Origin of the sequence: Candidatus Ruminimicrobium bovinum, from assembly GCF_902760015.1 — a bacterium.
In the GTDB taxonomy this organism is placed as follows: Bacteria; Elusimicrobiota; Endomicrobiia; order Endomicrobiales; family Endomicrobiaceae; genus Ruminimicrobium; species Ruminimicrobium bovinum.
This window is the reverse complement of the sequence record NZ_CACWEU010000035.1, coordinates 1-2,503: the sequence shown is the minus strand read 5'-3', so window position 1 is coordinate 2,503 and position 2,503 is coordinate 1. Positions and strand designations below refer to the sequence as shown.

Genomic DNA, 2,503 nt, shown 5'->3' with positions numbered 1-2,503 from the left:
TTTATTTAAATTTTCAATAAGTTCTTGTGAAATTTCTTGCTGACAAAAAGGACATTTATTTTCTTCATTTAAATAATCAAAACCTTTTTTTACCCAATCAGAATTTTTTAATTTTTCTATAAATTTACCAAAAGAACTATTCGTATTACCAACAATCATTCTGTTAAATATATCTGATTTTTCTATATCATCAATATTATCAAAAATTATCTGTTCAAGTTCTTTTATTTCTGTATTATTATCTTTTAACGATGTTATATTTTTTTTAAGTTCTTCTATTTGTTTTACTGAAGTTGTTTTGGGAATTTTTATAATATAATTAAAAAAACTGTCCTTACTTCCTCTATGTCTTTCTAGACAATAATCAAACTCTTTATGTTCATATCTATTTATTACATTTTTCCATAATATATCTTGCTTTTTTGATTTATCTGTTTTAAATTTGCTATTTTCTTCCTTTTTCTTTTCTTCTTGTAGTTTTTTTTGTTCTTCCAATACTTTTTTTTCATCATTAGCTTTATTTATTTTCTCTATAGAATCTTTATTTTCTTTAGATAGTGTAAAAATACCTTTTAAATCGTTTGTTTCATAAAAATTATCTTCTATAAATGTTTTATTATAAACTAATATTCTTTCGGTTATCTCATTAAATCCATTAATTTTACAATCTTTAAATCTTTCATCTGTATATTGTTTATATAGAAAATCTGACATTGTAGATTTTCCTGTTCCATTTAATCCATAAATTAAATTTATTCTCTTATTTTCTGTATCAAGTTTTGTTTCTTCTTTATAACTTGCTACATTTTTCATTATTATTTCTTTTATCATAAACTAAAATATCCTTATATCTTACATAAAAATAGCATTTCTTTATGGTCTGAAAAATTTGTTTTACCTGTGTTAAAATATTTATAATCAATATCAAACTTCTCCATTTTACCTACGGAAGATAAAATATCATAAATATCTTTTTCTAAAATTTTATTTATTGAAGCATTACTATTTGCTTTATATGTATTATTATAAGAAACCAATACATATTGAGAATTACAGTTTAATATTAAATCTTTAAAATTATTCAATGCATTAGCTTTTGAATATTCACTTTTTTTAGCATTTCTTTCCATTTTAAGAGTTTTACCAAAAACTTTTGGTTGTTTCCATTCTGCTAAATTTTCAAGTAAGTGATAAAAATTGATATATTGTCTTGAATTATATGGAGGGTCTATATATACTAAATCTGCTTTTATTTTTTTTATTAACACATTAGCATTTTCTTGAAAAATTTTAGGTTTATATTTATATTTCTTTATATCTAAATCTTGCAATTTAAAAATTTCTTCTTGTGGTTTTTTAGCTAAAAAAGCTTCAAAATGTCCACAGGTATTTGCTATTTTATCTGTTGTATATAAAAGAGAAGATAATAAAATACAATACTCTCTTAAGTTTAATTTTTCTCTGTTTTTTTCTATATCTACTCTTATAGAACCAATCTGTTTTGCATTATTATAGTTAAAATATGTGCCTGAAAATATATCTGAAAAATAGTTGTCTTTGATATACTCCATTGAATTGTTATAATAATTTATAAAATTATTAATTTTATCCTTGTCATACTCCAAATTTGATAACCAAGCTACATAAAAAACATAATTTGAATATAAATTATCATTTATTATTACAGATTTATTTTTAGATAGAAAATATTCAGATACCACACCTGTTCCGGCAAACAAATCTGCAAAAGAATTAAATTCAACTTTGTTATAATTTAAAACATTATCTATAAAACTTAATAGTTTATGTTTGTTTCCTATGTATCGTCTATTATGGATTTTATATTTCATAATTCATTACTAAAACTTCTCGTTCGTTAGCATTTCTATTTTTTTTATTATAACTTGATGACCTGTAATGATAATTTATATCTTTTACAGTAAAATGGTTATCTTTTATCCATTTTAAAAGAATAGTGTTTTCTTTATTAGCTTTTTTCAATACATTTGATAAAGCAAACTTAATTTTATTAATATGCAAGTAACTTAATAAAGAAAGTAGCTCTTTTTCTTTTGTATCATTCCACAAACCACTTTCATTATATACGGCATCTGTTATTAAATATGGTGGGTCAACATAAACAAAATCATTTTTAGATAATTCAAATTCTTTTATAACTTTAAAATCTGCTACAAAAAAATCTATATTTTTGTCTTTAATTCCATCTTTAAATGATTTTAATTTATTTCTAATACTATTATTAAAATCTGTTTTACCGATAGGTATATTAAATTCTTGTTTTGAATTAAATCTTATATCGTTATTAAAACAAAATATTAACAAAACAAATAAATATATTGATTTATCATAATAATCCATATTTAATTTATTTCTATTAAAATAATTTCTCAATTCTGTATAACCATTTTTATTAAAACCTTTTAAACCATTGTTTCCTATAACATAATCTTTATATGCAGAATATCCTTTATGATAACTATCT

General features: G+C 21.1%; 3 protein-coding genes. All 3 read right to left on the bottom strand.

Going from position 1 to position 2,503, the window contains the following annotated elements:
* Positions 1 to 831, bottom strand: an 831-nt coding sequence (locus ACMUOV_RS01160; RefSeq protein WP_413852981.1) for an AAA family ATPase, incomplete at its 3' end; no start/stop codon positions are given.
* 14 nt (positions 832 to 845) lie between these two features.
* Positions 846 to 1,850: a DNA adenine methylase gene (locus ACMUOV_RS01155; RefSeq protein ID WP_413852979.1), complete on the bottom strand. Its 1,005-nt coding sequence runs from the start codon at positions 1,848 to 1,850 to the stop codon at positions 846 to 848.
* The coding region (locus ACMUOV_RS01150) for a DNA adenine methylase (RefSeq protein ID WP_413852977.1) at positions 1,840 to 2,503 on the bottom strand (664 nt) is incomplete at its 5' end. The genes ACMUOV_RS01155 and ACMUOV_RS01150, both read right to left, overlap by 11 nt.

Bases quoted from the DNA above. Each gene is read 5' to 3' on its own strand.
- ACMUOV_RS01155 (WP_413852979.1), bottom strand. From the start codon at position 1,850: ATGAAATATAAAATCCATAATAGACGATACATAGGAAACAAACATAAA.